Below are 15,704 nucleotides of genomic sequence, written 5' to 3' on the forward strand. Positions count from 1 at the left end.
ATAATAATTATTTTAAAGTACTTTTTTATTAATTATTACTTTCAGGTTCTAATCCCATCCTAAAAATATCACCTAATACATTAAAACTCATTACTATAATTAAGATTAATAGACCTGGAAATATTGCCAAGTATATTTGATCTCCCATTCTTGACTGTGCCTGCTGTAACATACTTCCTAATGATGACATTGGTTGTTGGACACCAAGCCCTAAGAAACTAAGAGCGGATTCTGTTAATATTGCATCTGCTACATTTATGCTTGATGCTACTATTACTGTAGAAAGAACATTAGGTATAATATGCCTTTTTAATATATCTTTATTCGAAGCACCTAACGCCTTAGAACATAACACATAATCTCGTTCTTTTATAGATAATGCTTCTGAACGAACAATTCTTGCTATACCCATCCATCCAAATACACCTATTATTATTATTATATTTATTACACTAGGTCTTAAATAAGCATTAGCAATTAAAAGTAAAAAGAATAATGGTATGCTCATAAGCATATCTATAAACCTCATAATTATAGAGTCTACTTTTCCCCCTATTAATCCACTTAAAGCTCCAACTAAAGTTCCAATAAATACTGATACTATCATAGACATTATTCCAACTATTAATGATACTCTCGTACCATACATAGCCCTAGTAAAATAATCCCTTCCTAACTCATCAGTTCCAAATATATGCTTCAAAGTTGGTCCTTCAAATTTTTGAACCAATTCTATTCTATTAGCATCATAAGGACTTAAAAATACAAATATCGAACATATTATTATAATAAGTAATGATATCAAAGAAAACTTGGCTAATTTATTTTTTTTGAACTCTCTTTTTAATCTTTCCATGCATCCATTACTAAACATCCCTATCACCTCTACGCATTCTTGGATCTATAATAAGATAACATATATCTGCCAGCAAATTACCTATAAGAACCATTATTGATGTTAACATAGTCATAGCCATAATCATTGGATAATCTAACGCTTGAATAGAATTCACACCAAGTCTTCCCATTCCTGGCCACCCAAAGACTGTTTCAGTTATAAAAGCGCCAGATACTAGTGACGGTAAACTCATACCTAGTATTGTTACTATTGGTAAAAGAGAGTTTTTCATAACATGTTTGAATAAAACTTTATTACGTGGCAATCCTTTTGCCATAGCAGTAGTTATATAATCCTCTTTAAGTTGACCTATTGTACTAGATTTTACATATTTAGTTAAAACTGCTGTACTTGAAAAACTAAGAACAATAGTAGGAAGTATTCCATGTTTTATTATATCCCATACAGATTCTATACCAATAGTCCTCATTCCAACACTTGGTAACCATCTAAGCTTTAAAGAAAATATAGTTATTAATATCATAGAAAACCAAAAACTCGGTATTGATATAGCAATGTAACTTAAAAAATTCACTATATTATCTAATAACTTATTTTTATGTAATGCTGTATATAATCCTAATGGAATAGATATTGCTACCGATAAAACAAGTGATGCTCCCATAAGTCCTAACGTTGGCAATATTCTTGAAGCAATTTCCCTAATTACTGGTTGTTTTGTTATTAATGAATATCCTAAATCTCCATTTAATGTTGTTTTAAGCCAAGAAAAGTATCTTATCATAACTGGTTGATCTAGTCCTAAGCTTGCTCTTATTAATTCAGCTTGTTCTTTTGACATTCTAGGCGTTATAAAACCTTGAGCTGGGTCACCAGGTGCTAAATTCATAAGCATAAATGATATAAAAGATATGAAAAACAACATAGGTATTGCTTGCGTAATTCTTTTTAAAATTTTTTTCTTCAAAACTTTCACTTCCTCACTAAAAAAGGCTCAAAAACCTAATGTATTATATAAAAGGTAAATGAGCCTAGTTTATTATTTTATTCTTGTTTCATATAAATTTTTGATAAATCTTCAAACATATATATAGGCACTAATTTAGCTTCTTCCATTCCACCAAACTTAGCATCCACCCCTATTAAAGACTTTGAATATTCAATAGGATAAACAACTGCATCTTCTGCTAGTGTCTTTTGAATTTTTACATATATTTCTTTTCTTTTAGTTTCATCAACTTCTTTTGCACCTTGTTTCCATAATTCATCTAATTCTTTATTTTCATATAGTTGTGCATTCATCTCTCCATCTGAAGTAAATGCACTTGAATAGCCGTCTGGATCATTTCCCATAACATATCCATTATAAATTATGTCATAATCTCTTTCTACTTCGCCAAACATTTTAGCAAAGAATGTATTTTTATCAAGTTTTTGAGGGTCAACCTCTATTCCTATAGCTTCTAACTGTTGTTTAACCATCATAACTAAGTTGTCATCACCCTCTATATATTGAAAGTTAATTTTTATTTTATCTACTCCAGCGCTTTTCATAAGTTCTTTAGCCTTTTCTATATTATTATCATACTTTTCAACGTCGTCACTATAATATTTAGTATCTGGCGTTAAAATTGAGTATGCCTTTTGAGTATTATCTAAATTTTTAAACATAGTTTTTAATAACTCTTCTTTATTTAACGCATAGCATATAGCTTGTCTTACTTCTTTTTTCTTTAAATTTTCATTCTTCTCATTAAATACTAAGTAATTTAGCATACCTTCTTCAAATTTAAAAGTATTAAATTTAGAATCTTGGGAAAATTTTTCGTATCTTTCTTCTGTTAAATAAGATGCTGAAATTTCACCATTTTCAAAGGCAACTCTAGATGTATTAGCGTCTGGTATTATTCTATAAACCACACTATCTAAATGTGGTTTCCCACTATAATAATCATCAAATCTTTCTAATGTAACCATTTCTCCTTTTTTCCACTCTTTAAACTTAAATGGACCAGAACCAATTGGATTATTATTTTTTTCTGATTTCGCCAAATCCGCTTCCCCTTCAAATACATGTTTTGGAATTATTTTCAGAGAACCTATTCCTGCATCAAATGGTGCATATGGTTGAGGTAACTTAAATTCAACTGTTAAATCATCAACCTTTTTCATTTCGACTTCCTTACCATCTACTATAAAGACTTCTCTATCTTCTATTCCTTGTTTTTCATCTTTAGCAACATTAACAGTATATATTAAATCTTCTGCTGTTATTTTTTCTCCATCATGCCATTTTAAATTGTCTTTTAATTTTATCTTATATGTAAGTTTATCTTCTGATACTTCCATAGAATCTGCTAGATAATATCTTGTTTCATCCTTATCTATTACAAATAATGGATCAAACAGTGCTCTATTTATAGTAAATGTTACTCTGTTTTGTTGAAAAAATGGATTTAAAGATGTTGGATCAGTAGGTGATGAAAATATCATTGTTCCTCCATCTTTTATTTGTGTTTGTTCTGTTTTTGCTGAATCCCCTTTTGTGTCAACTACATTTTTATTGCCACAGCCTACAAGCCCTAATGTTAAAAAGGCTGATAATGCAAAACATAAAAATCTTTTGCTCTTCATAAAAATCTCCCCTTATTTAACTTATTTTGTAAATAGTCTTAATAGAGAATAGCATAGAATTTAAGCATTTGTAACAATTATGTAAATTTATTATACTTGATATTTATCTATTTGTTTTTCAAATAAAAAATGATAAGTAGATAGGTTCTACTTATCATTTTAATAACTTATTTTGTTCCGAATAATCTATCTCCAGCATCGCCTAATCCTGGAATTATGTAGCCATCCTCATTTAACTTCTCATCTAAACCTGCAAGGTATATATCTACATCTGGGTGTGCATTTTGAACTGCTTTTACTCCCTCCGGTGAAGATACTAAACACATTAATCTAATATTTTTAGCACCTCTACTTTTTAGAGCACATATTGCATCAATTGCTGAACCACCTGTTGCAAGCATTGGATCTGTAACTATTACTTCTCTTTCTTCAATATCTTGAGGTAACTTACAGAAATATTCTACTGGTTGTAATGTTTCTTCATCTCTATACATTCCTATATGACCAACTTTTGCTGCTGGTATTAATTTTAACATACCATCAACCATTCCAAGACCTGCTCTTAATATTGGTACTATAGCCATTTTCTTACCTGAAAGCATTTTACAAGTTGTTTTGCATATTGGAGTTTCTATTTCTACATCTTCAACTTGCATATCACGAGTAACTTCATATGCCATAAGCATAGCTACCTCTTCAACTAATTCTCTAAAATCTTTAGCACCTGTATTTTTATCTCTTATTATTGCTAATTTATGTTGTACTAATGGATGTGATATTATTGTTACTTTACTCATTTTTAATCCCCCTATTTTGAATATTTTTCTTCTATTTTAGTAATTTTATCTATTCTCTTTTGATGACGGTCTCCTTGAAATTCTGCATTTAAAAAAGTGTCTACTATATCTAATGCAAGACCTTTGCCAACTACACGCTCACCTAAAGCTAATATGTTAGCATTATTATGTTCTCTTGTTGCATGTGCACTGAAAGTATCACTACAAAGTGCTGCCCTAATTCCTGGCACTTTATTAGCTGCTATACTAATGCCTATACCTGTACCACATACTAAAATTCCAAAATCAAATTCTTTTTTTGCTACTGATTCTGCAACCTGTAATGCAAAGTCTGGATAATCACAAGAATCTTCAGTGTATGTTCCGAAATCCTTTATTTCATATCCTTTTTTTTCTAAATGTAGTATGATTTCTTTTTTTAAGCTTAATCCACCATGATCACTGCCTAATGCAATTCTCAAATTGAACACCTCCAAATTATATAAAAAAAAGATATCAGTTAATTACTAGTATCTTTTTTTAAATTATCAATAAGCAATAGAACATTTTCTTCTAACTGGTTAAAAGTCTTTAAATACATATCAATATCACCACCAAAAGGATCGATGATATCGTCACTTTCACCTAAATATTCATTAAATGTGAATACCTTGTCCTTAAAACTAGGCTCTTCATTTAATATATAAGTTTTCATATATTTAGTCATTGTTAAGACTAAATCTGATTGCTTCATAATTTCCATATTTAATTGTACTGGCTTTCTGTTCAATATATCTATGTCATACTTATCTTTTAATATAAACCCTGTATTAAAAGAGGTTTTAGAGGAAGGATTAATAAATAAGCCTGCCGAAATTGCAGATACATCTTTAAGTTTGCAATGATAATTAAACAATGCTTCCGCCATATTGCTCCTACAGGTGTTACCAGTACATATAAACAATATCTTCATTATTATCCTTCTCCTTTCAATATTTATTCACACTATTTTTTTATTTAATTTCTATAATGTCAAAGCCTGCACTTTTGTTTAATCTATTCATTATAGCTAAACCAACTCCAGTTTCATCAAAGGCTTCACAAAATATAACATCTACATCTTCAGAATCAAAACTTCTTAAAACTCTAAATAAATGTTTTGCAACATCATTTAAACTATCTCTACTACCTAAAGTTTTTACTAATCCACCACTATATTTTTCCATAGTTTCATCTGTTGCTATGATTCCTACCTTTTTTTCATTTTCTATATAATTTAACATCATTTCGTTAATTTTTGCAATAGTTTTTTTAATTTCTCCTTTAAAAATTTTCACAGGAGCTTTTGGTGCATAGTGACGATACTTCATTCCTGGCGCCTTTGGCTTAAAATCTTCTTTTGGTTTTGAACATACAGATGGGTCTATATAAACATCTTTATCTATTTCTTTTAACATTTCTAGTGTTATTCCACCTGGTCTTAATATACATAGTGGTTCAGCTGTACAATCAACTATAGTAGATTCTATACCTACTTCACTTTCATTCCCACCTAATATATATTCTACCTTGCCATTTAAATCTTCAATGCAGCTTTCTAAATCTGTTGGACTTGGTCTTCCTGATATGTTTGCAGATGGTGCTGCTATAGGAGCATTAGAGGCTTTTATAAGTTCTAATGCAATTTTATTGCTAGGCATTCTTACTCCTACTGTAGATAAATTTGCACTTGTAACCCCAGGTATTATATCTTTTTTTTCTAAAATTAATGTTATTGGGCCTGGCCAAAACCTATTTATAATTTCTTTTGCTGCAGATGGTATTTCTTTTACATACTTTTCTATATCAAAATCTGCAACATGAATTATTAAAGGATTATCTTGTGGTCTTCCTTTTGCTAAAAATATTTTTTTCACAGCTTCTTCATCTAAAGCGTTAGCACCTAATCCATAAACTGTTTCCGTTGGAAAAACTACTAATCCACCTTCTTTTATTACTTGTCCAGCTTCTTTTAATATAGCATGATCTAAATTTTCTTCTGTTAATCTTGCAACTTTTGTTTCCATAAAAACACCTCTATTTTTTATCTATTTAATAATTTTAGTTTATCATAATTTTTTAAATAGTATTTAACATTATAAATCCTATAATTATACCTAAAATTGTAGTTATTCCTGCTGTAAATCCATCAGTTAACTCATTTGTCTCCAACATCATTTGACCAAAGACTACATATATCATAACACCACTAGCAAAAGCTATGCACCCACCTAAAATTAACGGAGATATGGTACCTAACACTATTCCTAGCCATGCACCTATCATTGTTGGAAATGCAACCCAAAAGGCATATCTTAATATTTTACTTGGCTTAACCCCTGATACAACTAAAGGTGCAGCAATAGCTAATCCTTCGGGTATATCATGTATAGATATTAAAATAGCCATTTTCATTCCTAAATTACTTTCTTTCAAAAAACCAAATCCCATTATAAGTCCTTCTGGAAAATTATGTAACATCATTGCTAAAGCTAATAAAAAAGCAACTTTTAAATGAGAATCCCTTTTTTCATTTACTTTTTGACTTAATAAGTCAGTAATTAAAATTACTATTATGCCCAAAAGAATATATATTAGAGTAATCCAAAAACCATTATATTTTATGGCTTCTGGAATTAGTTCTAAAAATATTATTGCAATCATTATTCCAGTGGCAAAACCTAAAATACTTCCCATTAGTTTTTTAGATGGCTTTTTTAACAAAACACCTATCAAAGCCCCTATTAGCGTTCCTAATACAGATATTAATGCTGAAAATATACCTATATAAATTATAGTTTCCATAAAAATCCCTCACTCATTAAAAATTATAAGGTATAAAACTTGATTTTATAACTTTATCATTAGAAAATTTTCAATGATAAGATTAACTTTAAGTTTGACTCCCTACATAATCAATGTATTTTAAGGAAACTAATTTTATTCTTAACTTCTATATTCTTTTATCTTTTCTATAGCTTCATCTGTAAATGCAGCACCAACACAAGTTCTATATAAAAAATCTAATAATAAATACTTTTTCACTCCACCTTTTCTTATTACAAAATAAAAATAAGGATCATCATTTTCCAATCTTACTCTATTATAATATCTGCTTATTGTTTTTTGTTTATCTAAAAATCTAAAATCTACATGTTTTAGCCTTTTATTTCTAAACCTTGATTTAGTTATAATTAGAATTTCAAAACTTTTAGCAGACTTAACAGTATGTACTATAGCTACTTTATCTGTTGGTATAGTATATTTTCTTCTTAATACACCAACTTCTATCACTATCTTCTTATTAACTTGTTTAAAATGTAAATGTTCTTCATTATATCTTATAAGTATTAGTTGAAATATTAATATTTCAAGTATTATCAAATATGCTATAAAAAAGACACTAAGCATTTTTGAATAGATAAGTACTGCTGGCAATAATATAAAAATAAAGCCCATAAACAGCACAAATCTCTTATAAGATTTTTTTTGCTTCTTTAGGACTTTATATATATCCATACTCTCACGCTCCAATAAAAAATTTAAATATAAAAACTTTTATTCATTATTCAAATTTTAACGCATTTTCACTTTTGTATAATACATGGATACAAGCTCGAATCTAAATTTAAAATGCTTACGAGCATGTATTCCACTGTTATAAATGTCTAAAATTCACAATATTTAAATTGAAATACATTTTAAAACTGATTAAACCCATTATAATAATTCTAATTTAAATCAATTGTAACTTTAGCATAATTAGAATCCTGTATGATTTTTATACTAAGTAAATCCTAAATATTATTAGGTATAACATACTTTTTGAGCATAGATTTATCTAATTATTAACCAATATTATTTCCCATTGATTTCATTTTTTCAGCTTGATCTGCTGTTATTAAAGCATTTAACATTTCATCTATATCTCCATCAAGAAAACTTTCTAATTTATATAATGTTAAACCTATTCTATGGTCAGTAACTCTTCCTTGTGGATAGTTATAAGTTCTTATTCTCTCACTTCTATCCCCTGTTCCTACTTGATTTCTTCTATCTTCTGCTATTCCTGCTGATCTTTCTGCTTCCGCTTGTTCGTATAATCTAGCTCTTAATATTTTTAATGCTTTTTCTTTATTTTTAAGCTGTGATTTTTCATCCTGACAAGATACTACAAGTCCTGTTGGTAAGTGTGTCATTCTAACTGCTGAATCTGTGGTATTAACGCATTGTCCACCATTTCCTGAAGCTCTAAACACATCTATTTTTAAGTCATTTGCATTTATTTCTATATCTACATCATCAACCTCTGGTAAAACTGCAATTGTAGCTGTTGAAGTATGAATTCTACCACTTGATTCTGTATCTGGAACTCTTTGTACCCTATGAACTCCTATTTCATATTTTAATTTACTATAAGCCTTATCACCTTTTACCATGAATACAACTTCTTTGAAACCCCCAATATCAGTTTCATTTGCACTCATAACTTCTACTTTCCATCTATTTCTTTCAGCATATCTTGTGTACATTCTGAATAAGTTTGCAGCAAATAGTGCAGCTTCATCTCCACCTGCTCCACCTCTTATTTCGATAAATACGTTTTTATCGTCATTTGGATCTTTAGGTAATAGTAGTATTCTCAATTCTTCTTGTGATGATTCAATTATTTCATTAAGACTTTTAATATCTTCTTGAATCATCTCTTTCATTTCCTTATCACTTTCTTCAATTAACATTGCTTTGTTTTCTTCTAAACTAGATAAAGCATTTTTATACTCTCTATATTTAGTAACCATAATTTCCATATCTGAATGCTCTTTGCATAGTTTTTGCCATTCTTTCTGATTTGCCATAACAGAAGGATCGCTTATTTTATTTGAAAGTTCGTCATATTTATTTTCTATGAATTCCAATCTCTCTAACATAACTTTATCACTCCGTACATTATAAATTTTATTTTTAAACCTTATTAACTCTTAAGGAAATTTTCATTATATTTCAGTCTTTTAGATTTATTACCATTGTTATGAATCACTCTTTTTAATGTCATATTTAAGTAATAAATTTCATCATTTCATTATACCAATATTTTTTTTTCTTTGCAATTTAATCAGATTTATTTAACTATTTTTGACCTATAACAACTCTATCATTTTCATATAAATCTTTTAAACTATAAATCTTTGAAAAGCCTTCTATTTCTAGTATTTCAATAACAGCTTCCTTTTGATCGTGACCAATTTCCAAAGCAATATATCCATTATTTCTCAATACATTTTTGCTTTGTTTAGCTATTTCTCTATAGAAAATCAAACCATCTTCCCCACCATCTAAAGCTAAGTGTGGCTCATAGTTTTTAACATCATCCATAAGGTTAGGAATTACATCTCTTCTTATATAAGGTGGATTAGATACTATCATATCAAACTCTATTTTATTTAAAATACTCTTTTCTAGTAAATTGCTGAATTCTAAATGGCATCTTTTATTCATGTTAAGTTTTTTTATGTTATCACTAGTAACTTCCAGTGCATCATCACTAATATCATATAAATTTATACTAGTATCTTTAGTATGGTAAGCTATGGATAACCCTATAGCACCACTTCCACAACATAAATCACATATATCCTTAAGATTGTTATTTTCTATAATTTTTATACATTCCTCAACTAAAATTTCTGTATCTGGTCTTGGTATTAATACTCCTTTTTTTACATTTAAATTAATACCCATAAACTCAGTCTCACCTAAAATATATTTTATAGGCATTTTTTCACTTCTTAAGTCTATAAATTCTAGAAACTTTTCTACTTTTTCGTTTTCAACGTCTTTATCTCTATTAAGCATTATATACAATTTATCAACCTTTAAAACATTACAAAGTAATAATTGAGTATCTATCATATAACTTTCTATGCTATTGTTTTTTAATATATCATATCCTTTAGTTAATAACTGTGCTATTTTCATCTTTTACCTCTTCTTTAGAAACTTCTATTCCTTCAGCAGATTTTAATGCAATAATAGCAACCTCTAACATTTTTAAGTCCGGTTCTTTTGTTGTTAGTTTTTGTAACATTAAACCTGGTTTTGCTATCATTTTTGCTAATTTACTTTCACTTTTTCCTAAAAATCTTATTACTTCATAAGTAACCCCTGTAACTACTGGCAATAATAATAATCGTGATATTATTCTTTGCCATACTGATTCCCAACCAGTTAATGAAAATATCATTATACTTATAATCATAACTAAAAATAAAAAGTTTGTTCCGCATCTAGGATGAAATCTTGTGTATTTTTGTGCGTTTTCAGGCGTCAACTCTTCTCCTGCCTCATAACATGCTATAGTCTTATGTTCCGCGCCATGATACATATATGTTCTTTCTATATCATCAAGCTTTCCTATTAACACTACATATAAGAAAAATATTAGAACTCTTATGACCCCTTCAGCTATATTTAAAATTATAGTATTAGCAGTTAAATACTTTTTTATAAAACTCGCTAGTACCGTTGGTATTATAAAAAACAATACCGATGCAAAAACTACTCCTAAAACCAATGATATCCCTACTAGTACATCATTACTCTTATCTTTAAAAATACTTTCAAACCATTTATCAAATTTAGATTCTTCTTCATACTCTTCAAATAGTGATGCTGAATAATTTAAACTATTTATACCTATAATAAGTGACTCTATAAGTGCAATAAAACCTCTTATTATAGGTAGCGATAATATTTTAAATCTCTTGCTGGCTATATTACATTCTTTTTCATCAACCTTTATGGTATTATCATCAACTCTAACTGCAGTAGCTATTTGCTTTTTCCCTCTCATCATTACACCTTCTATTACAGCTTGCCCTCCAACAGAAGTCTTTCTTTTTTTAATCTTTAAACCCTCTTCCATAATAAACACCTACTTAAATATAAATTTAAATTTTATCACTCTCATATATTTCTTTATAATCAAAGTAACATTTTGGACATAATGCTTCATACTCTATATTGTCCTCTTTATCTATAGCAATTTGTTCTCCTTCAAATACAAATTTTCCATTTATTTTTCTACCATTTAAAAGAGCTTTCTTTCCACAATTACATATAGTTTTAAGTTCCTCTAAGCTATGTGCCAACATAAGTAATCTTGCACTTCCTTCAAATCCTTTCATTTGAAAATCTGTTCTTAAACCATAACATATTGTAGGAATATTTAATTTCACAGCTACTTCAAAAAGCTCATCTATTTGTTTTGATGTGAAAAATTGAACTTCGTCTGCCAATACACAATTCACATCCCCATTATTTTTCATATAATCATCTATCAAATTATATATATTTATATTTTTGTCTATCCAAAAATCAACGTTTCTTGTAACACCTAACCTAGATACCACCTTATCTGCTCCTTTAGTATCTGTTTTTGGCTTTATTATAAGAACTTTCATTCCTCTTTCCTCATAATTATGTGCTACTTGCAATAAATTTGTAGATTTTCCACAGTTCATTGCACCGTATCTAAAATACAATTTACTCATAAAACACCTCCAAGATATATTTTTTCACTTCATTTTAAATCGTATATTTTATTTTAATCCATTATTATTTTTAAATCAAACAAAGAAAAATTTTTAACACCCTTAATTTCAACATTTTTAAAGACTATAGTTATCAAATATTGGATATACTGTTAATGTTGTTGACTTTATATTTTATGCCGTGATATAATTTAGTAGTTGACAATACGGATATGTAATTCGAAAGAGGTGAAATACATGAAAAACGGAATACATCCAAAATATAATCACGAAGCAGTAGTTAAATGTGCTTGCGGTGAAACTTTCACAACTGGATCTGTTAAGGATGAATTAAAAGTAGAGCTTTGCTCTAAATGTCACCCATTCTTCACTGGAAAACAAAAAATTGTTGATGCTGGCGGAAGAGTTGACAAGTTCATGAAAAAATTCAACCTTAAGTAGTAAGGTTATAAAAAGCAAGATATTCTCTTGCTTTTATTTTTTTATAAATTATAAAAATAGAAGCTATGAATTAAAAACTTAATTCATAGCTTCTATTTTTTTGATTATTTATTTTAATAGATCAGAACTTTTTCCAATTATGTCAAAAAATTCTTTATTATTTTTTGTTTTTGATAAAAGATTTATTAATTTCTCAGTAACACCTTGTGAATTTCCATCACTATACATTGTTTGTCTAATGTTATATGTAATTTCTAACTCATTTTTACTTAATAATAAATCTTCTCTTCTAGTTCCTGATTTATATATATCTATAGCTGGGAATATTCTTCTTTCTTGAAGTTTTCTATCTAAATGAACTTCCATATTTCCTGTACCCTTAAATTCTTCAAAAATCATATCATCCATTCTACTACCAGTTTCAACTAACGCTGTTGCAAGTACAGTTAAACTTCCCCCTTGTTCAACATTTCTGGCTGCACCAAAAAACTTTTTAGGCATTAAAAGTGCACCAGTATCTAATCCACCAGATAAAGTTCTTCCTGTTCTTGTTATTGTTAAATTATATGCTCTTGCAAGTCTTGTTAAACTATCTAAAAGAATTACAACATCTTGACCTTGTTCTACCATTCTTTTAGCTCTTTCAAGAACCATATAAGCAACTTTTGCATGATGTTCCGGTTCTTCATCAAAAGTAGAATAAATTACATCTCCTTGAATAGAACGTTGCATATCTGTTACTTCTTCTGGTCTTTCATCTATTAATAAAACAATTAAATTAATTTCAGGGTGATTTTTTGATATGCTTTGAGCTATTTTCTTTAAAAGTGTTGTTTTTCCTGCTTTAGGAGGTGCTACTATAACGCCTCTTTGGCCTTTTCCGATTGGGGATATTATATCCATTAATCTAGAAGATAAATCACTTGAATCAGTTTCTAATTGTATTCTTTCCTTTGGGTATATTGGAATAAGCTTTTCAAAAGACGTTCTTCTTGCGGCTATCTCTGGATTTTCTCCATTTATACTTTCAACAAATAATAAAGCCTTATATTTTTCTCCTTCTTTAGGTATTCTTACCTTTCCGGATACTTCATCTCCAGTTTTTAAATTAAATCTTCTTATCTGAGATAAAGAAACATAAATATCATCTGGACCACTTAAATAGTTATTTGACCTTAAAAGACCAAAATTTCCATTGTCACTAATCTCTAAGACACCTTTTGAAGATCCAGATTCACTTATAAGCTCTTTTAATCTTTCTTTCTTTTCTTCAAAAGATTCTCGTTCTGTTACCCCATTATTTTGACTTTGTCTATTATCTATGTCATCACTTTCAATAGTTTTAGTATCATCATTCCTATTGTCTTTAGGAGCAATCTTTTCTCTCAATACTACTCCTGATTTTTCTATTGAAACAGGTGAAACTTTTTTTATTGCTTCTATTAACTCTAACTTTTTAAACTTAGAAATTCCTTTTATAGAAAGTTCTTTTGCAACTTCTTTAAGCTCTGATAAATTCATATCTTCTAAGTTCTTTTCCATTAATTTTTCCACCTACACAATCCTCTCTTCCTAGTTATTTTTTAAATTTATTATAACTATTTTTATAATAAAATTTATATCTTAAACAATATGTTAACATTTTTTAAATTATTTAAATATACGTCATTGAAATAAATTATAACGTATATAGTTTATTTTATCCATATTATTCAAATAATTAACATGTTTTTTTATATTATTAATAAATTTTTACAATAATTTAATATTAATATGTGTTAAAAAGGAAAAAATCATTACTCTTTTTAGCATCTTAATTGTATTTTTATATTTTTTCAAACTCTAATAGTCCATTATACATACTGACACTATAAAATTCAATAAATCCTAACCATTCATACCTAATTGCAAAAATTTTATTTTTATTAACATTTTATAATTTTAAAAGGTGACATTTTCCATGTCACCTTTTTATCTCATGTTACTCTTTTATAGTTATTTTTGCAGTTAATTTTGTTTCTAATGGTGGTTGACCCATAGCAGACATATCATATTCTACTTTTATTTCTCCCCCAAAATCACCTATATCAATTTTAATAGATTTTGTTCGTATCTTTAAAGATAATCCACCATGTGGTGTACTATATAGTATATCATCTTCTTTATTTCTTTCAAAGTTCATCTTTGTACTTATAGAACCTTCTCTTATTAAAGAAAATCCTGTTTCATTTATCTTCAAAGTAGTATTAGTATCTTCCATACCAGATGCTTCTGTTTCTTCATAAGTAGCATAATAATAGCCATCCTCTTTATAAAAAGACCCAGCTGTAACAACTTCTACTGCACCATCATCCCCTTGTGTACTTATAATACTTATTATAGCTTCTTTTCTTATAGATTCTTTCTCCATATGCCCTCCACTAGTTTATAATATATTTGTCTAATTCTTTATCTGTTATTGTTTCTATTTCTATTATGTTATTTGATGGTCTACCATACTTACCATACTTAACAACAACTTTTTTTTCATCTTTTCCTTTTGAGTATCTAGCTGTTACTTTTGCTGCAAACTCGATATCTTCTTGTGATAATTCTCCTACACCAATAACCATAGAACCTTTAAAATCTCTGGCTAGGAATATAGTGTCATCTTTACCTAATAATTTTTTAATGTGCTCAGCTTCGTCAGCTGTTCTTGTTGATATTATTTTTGCATTTTCGCTTACTCTAAAGTGTCTACCAAATCTTAAAAGTTGTATTTCTCTTTCTTCCACATCTTTTTTATTTTGTAATACATCTTTTAATCTCTTTGAATAATTTGGTTCTGTTAACTTACATCCACCTGCAGGAGATGGATATTCTTTAATACCCCATTTTTCCGCAAGTTCCATCTGAACTTTTCTACTTCTTCCACTTATATCTAGAAGTTTTTCTCTATCAACTAAACCTTGTTGTTCCATCTCAGTTGGTTGAAGATTTTTAGCACATAATGGTCTTAATATCTTATTGCCTATTCCACTTTCCTTTTTAACTTTATCTAAAGCTGTTCTATTTTGAGACATAGGCCTTTGATTTAAAACTTCACCAGTTATTATGAAATCAGCCTGGAATTTTTCCAGAAGTTCTCCAGAGTATCTCATCATCATAGCATGACAATCTATACATGGATTCATATTTTTACCGTAACCATTTTTAGGGTTTTTAACCATTTCAAAATGTTCTTTGCTAAAATCTACAACTTCAAGTCTAACACCAATTTGGTCAACCATTCTTCTTGCACTGTCTTCATTAAAAAAATATGATTTAAAACATATCCCTATAACTTCTATACCTTGATCTTTCATTAATTTAGCGGCTAATATGCTATCAAGCCCACCTGAAATCATTGCTAATGCTCTTGTCATA

General features: G+C 28.6%; 17 protein-coding genes. 1 reads left to right on the plus strand and 16 read right to left on the minus strand.

Annotation, left to right across the window (positions count from 1 at the left end):
• Nucleotides 1-28: 28 nt before the first annotated feature.
• From CSGHG_RS07470 to CSGHG_RS07530, 13 genes are all read right to left on the minus strand, one after another.
• The gene (locus CSGHG_RS07470; protein ID WP_010293802.1) at nucleotides 29-874 is read right to left on the minus strand and encodes an ABC transporter permease; all 846 of its coding nucleotides are present in this window, start codon (nucleotides 872-874) and stop codon (nucleotides 29-31) included.
• A complete protein-coding gene (locus CSGHG_RS07475) occupies nucleotides 867-1,826 on the minus strand; it encodes an ABC transporter permease (protein WP_010293804.1) in 960 nt (319 codons plus the stop codon). The genes CSGHG_RS07470 and CSGHG_RS07475 overlap by 8 nt, the downstream gene beginning before the upstream one ends.
• 77 nt (nucleotides 1,827-1,903) lie before the next feature.
• The gene (locus tag CSGHG_RS07480) at nucleotides 1,904-3,493 is read right to left on the minus strand and encodes an ABC transporter substrate-binding protein (protein WP_010293805.1); all 1,590 of its coding nucleotides are present in this window, start codon (nucleotides 3,491-3,493) and stop codon (nucleotides 1,904-1,906) included.
• 167 nt (nucleotides 3,494-3,660) lie between these two features.
• On the minus strand, nucleotides 3,661-4,290 hold the full coding sequence (upp, locus tag CSGHG_RS07485; RefSeq protein ID WP_010293808.1) for a uracil phosphoribosyltransferase: 630 nt from the start codon (nucleotides 4,288-4,290) through the stop codon (nucleotides 3,661-3,663).
• Nucleotides 4,291-4,301: 11 nt separating this feature from the next.
• Nucleotides 4,302-4,751: a ribose 5-phosphate isomerase B gene (rpiB, locus tag CSGHG_RS07490; RefSeq protein ID WP_010293809.1), complete on the minus strand. Its 450-nt coding sequence runs from the start codon at nucleotides 4,749-4,751 to the stop codon at nucleotides 4,302-4,304.
• Between the two features lie 38 nt (nucleotides 4,752-4,789).
• Entirely contained in the window at nucleotides 4,790-5,242 is a 453-nt protein-coding gene (locus CSGHG_RS07495) for a low molecular weight protein arginine phosphatase (RefSeq protein WP_010293810.1), read from the minus strand.
• A 40-nt stretch (nucleotides 5,243-5,282) separates the two neighbouring features.
• Entirely contained in the window at nucleotides 5,283-6,335 is a 1,053-nt protein-coding gene (locus CSGHG_RS07500) for an L-threonylcarbamoyladenylate synthase (RefSeq protein WP_010293811.1), read from the minus strand.
• 52 nt (nucleotides 6,336-6,387) lie between these two features.
• Complete coding sequence (locus CSGHG_RS07505) at nucleotides 6,388-7,113, minus strand: ZIP family metal transporter (RefSeq protein WP_010293812.1); 726 nt, start codon at nucleotides 7,111-7,113, stop codon at nucleotides 6,388-6,390.
• Nucleotides 7,114-7,254: 141 nt separating this feature from the next.
• Nucleotides 7,255-7,827, minus strand: a complete 573-nt coding sequence (locus tag CSGHG_RS07510) for a hypothetical protein (RefSeq protein WP_010293813.1) — start codon at nucleotides 7,825-7,827, stop codon at nucleotides 7,255-7,257.
• A 329-nt stretch (nucleotides 7,828-8,156) separates the two neighbouring features.
• Complete coding sequence (gene prfA / locus CSGHG_RS07515; RefSeq protein WP_010293815.1) at nucleotides 8,157-9,236, minus strand: peptide chain release factor 1; 1,080 nt, start codon at nucleotides 9,234-9,236, stop codon at nucleotides 8,157-8,159.
• 199 nt (nucleotides 9,237-9,435) lie between these two features.
• The gene (gene prmC / locus CSGHG_RS07520; RefSeq protein ID WP_010293816.1) at nucleotides 9,436-10,284 is read right to left on the minus strand and encodes a peptide chain release factor N(5)-glutamine methyltransferase; all 849 of its coding nucleotides are present in this window, start codon (nucleotides 10,282-10,284) and stop codon (nucleotides 9,436-9,438) included.
• On the minus strand, nucleotides 10,259-11,230 hold the full coding sequence (locus tag CSGHG_RS07525) for a DUF1385 domain-containing protein (protein WP_010293817.1): 972 nt from the start codon (nucleotides 11,228-11,230) through the stop codon (nucleotides 10,259-10,261). Before CSGHG_RS07525 ends, prmC begins: the two co-directional genes overlap by 26 nt.
• 25 nt (nucleotides 11,231-11,255) lie before the next feature.
• Nucleotides 11,256-11,858, minus strand: coding sequence for a thymidine kinase (locus tag CSGHG_RS07530; RefSeq protein WP_010293818.1), 603 nt, complete (start codon nucleotides 11,856-11,858; stop codon nucleotides 11,256-11,258).
• A gap of 237 nt (nucleotides 11,859-12,095) precedes the next feature.
• Here CSGHG_RS07530 and rpmE point away from each other — a divergent pair, with 237 nt between their 5' ends.
• A complete protein-coding gene (rpmE, locus tag CSGHG_RS07535) occupies nucleotides 12,096-12,299 on the plus strand; it encodes a 50S ribosomal protein L31 (RefSeq protein ID WP_010293820.1) in 204 nt (67 codons plus the stop codon).
• 108 nt (nucleotides 12,300-12,407) lie between these two features.
• Here the strand turns inward: rpmE and rho are convergent, their stop codons facing one another.
• From rho to CSGHG_RS07550, 3 genes are all read right to left on the minus strand, one after another.
• The gene (gene rho, locus CSGHG_RS07540) at nucleotides 12,408-13,841 is read right to left on the minus strand and encodes a transcription termination factor Rho (protein ID WP_010293822.1); all 1,434 of its coding nucleotides are present in this window, start codon (nucleotides 13,839-13,841) and stop codon (nucleotides 12,408-12,410) included.
• Nucleotides 13,842-14,280: 439 nt separating this feature from the next.
• The gene (locus CSGHG_RS07545) at nucleotides 14,281-14,709 is read right to left on the minus strand and encodes a YwiB family protein (protein WP_010293824.1); all 429 of its coding nucleotides are present in this window, start codon (nucleotides 14,707-14,709) and stop codon (nucleotides 14,281-14,283) included.
• Between the two features lie 10 nt (nucleotides 14,710-14,719).
• Nucleotides 14,720-15,703, minus strand: coding sequence for a DUF814 domain-containing protein (locus tag CSGHG_RS07550; protein WP_010293825.1), 984 nt, complete (start codon nucleotides 15,701-15,703; stop codon nucleotides 14,720-14,722).
• Nucleotide 15,704: the final 1 nt, after the last annotated feature.

The organism is Clostridium senegalense JC122 (assembly GCF_000285575.1).
GTDB lineage: Bacteria > Bacillota > Clostridia > Clostridiales > Clostridiaceae > Clostridium_J > Clostridium_J senegalense.

Bases quoted from the DNA above. Each gene is read 5' to 3' on its own strand.
- CSGHG_RS07530 (WP_010293818.1), bottom strand. From the start codon at position 11,858: ATGAGTAAATTGTATTTTAGATACGGTGCAATGAACTGTGGAAAATCT.
- upp (WP_010293808.1), bottom strand. From the start codon at position 4,290: ATGAGTAAAGTAACAATAATATCACATCCATTAGTACAACATAAATTA.
- CSGHG_RS07510 (WP_010293813.1), bottom strand. From the start codon at position 7,827: ATGGATATATATAAAGTCCTAAAGAAGCAAAAAAAATCTTATAAGAGA.
- CSGHG_RS07525 (WP_010293817.1), bottom strand. From the start codon at position 11,230: ATGGAAGAGGGTTTAAAGATTAAAAAAAGAAAGACTTCTGTTGGAGGG.
- CSGHG_RS07480 (WP_010293805.1), bottom strand. From the start codon at position 3,493: ATGAAGAGCAAAAGATTTTTATGTTTTGCATTATCAGCCTTTTTAACA.
- CSGHG_RS07545 (WP_010293824.1), bottom strand. From the start codon at position 14,709: ATGGAGAAAGAATCTATAAGAAAAGAAGCTATAATAAGTATTATAAGT.
- rho (WP_010293822.1), bottom strand. From the start codon at position 13,841: ATGGAAAAGAACTTAGAAGATATGAATTTATCAGAGCTTAAAGAAGTT.
- CSGHG_RS07495 (WP_010293810.1), bottom strand. From the start codon at position 5,242: ATGAAGATATTGTTTATATGTACTGGTAACACCTGTAGGAGCAATATG.
- prfA (WP_010293815.1), bottom strand. From the start codon at position 9,236: ATGTTAGAGAGATTGGAATTCATAGAAAATAAATATGACGAACTTTCA.
- CSGHG_RS07550 (WP_010293825.1), bottom strand. From the start codon at position 15,703: ATGACAAGAGCATTAGCAATGATTTCAGGTGGGCTTGATAGCATATTA.
- CSGHG_RS07500 (WP_010293811.1), bottom strand. From the start codon at position 6,335: ATGGAAACAAAAGTTGCAAGATTAACAGAAGAAAATTTAGATCATGCT.
- prmC (WP_010293816.1), bottom strand. From the start codon at position 10,284: ATGAAAATAGCACAGTTATTAACTAAAGGATATGATATATTAAAAAAC.
- CSGHG_RS07505 (WP_010293812.1), bottom strand. From the start codon at position 7,113: ATGGAAACTATAATTTATATAGGTATATTTTCAGCATTAATATCTGTA.
- CSGHG_RS07470 (WP_010293802.1), bottom strand. From the start codon at position 874: ATGTTTAGTAATGGATGCATGGAAAGATTAAAAAGAGAGTTCAAAAAA.
- rpmE (WP_010293820.1), top strand. From the start codon at position 12,096: ATGAAAAACGGAATACATCCAAAATATAATCACGAAGCAGTAGTTAAA.